Origin of the sequence: Vibrio sp. 10N.222.46.A1, assembly GCF_041473595.1 — a bacterium.
In the GTDB taxonomy this organism is placed as follows: domain Bacteria; phylum Pseudomonadota; class Gammaproteobacteria; order Enterobacterales; family Vibrionaceae; genus Vibrio; species Vibrio tasmaniensis_A.
This window is the reverse complement of the sequence record NZ_JBFRSN010000362.1, coordinates 1-504: the sequence shown is the minus strand read 5'-3', so window position 1 is coordinate 504 and position 504 is coordinate 1. Positions and strand designations below refer to the sequence as shown.

Sequence of the window (504 nt, the reverse complement as noted above, 5' to 3'; positions counted from 1 at the left end):
TTCTTCAAAGCGTTTACCTACTTCAGCCATTCCTTCATAAGCTTTGTCGCCACCAACCCAAATAGTTAGTTGACCTTCTTCGATAGCAGCGTTTGCACCAAAAGAACCCAGAGCAACGATTGTGCCTAGAGCTACAGCGCTTAGAGCGTTTTTCATGTCAATATCCTTTTTATATTTATACGTAGGGCGCATTCAATTAAGACGAGCCAGTTTTCGGAGGCTATGATCTGAGAAAATCAATGACAGCTCATCATCCTAGCCACTACGCCCTAGCTATTATGGCCTAATTTCGTGATCGTCATCCGGTAAGATTGGCGAGCGAAGTCACAAAGTAGATACTCATCGTGATCCACATCACCGTTATGCGGTGGATTTATTTGAACTGGATCGCCAGTTATAGATAACCCCCTTTATCTACTCCTCCCCTCCTACTCCCCCTAGTTAATTTTCTATTGGGAGGATGTACCATTACGCGAATTCACCGAAACTGCATTCATCCAAGAG

1 pseudogene is annotated in these 504 nt (G+C 44.0%); it reads right to left on the bottom strand.

Features of this window, described 5'->3' with window-relative positions:
* Positions 1-156, bottom strand: a pseudogene (malE, locus tag AB4496_RS11535) (maltose/maltodextrin ABC transporter substrate-binding protein MalE); the annotation flags it as partial.
* Positions 157-504: the final 348 nt, after the last annotated feature.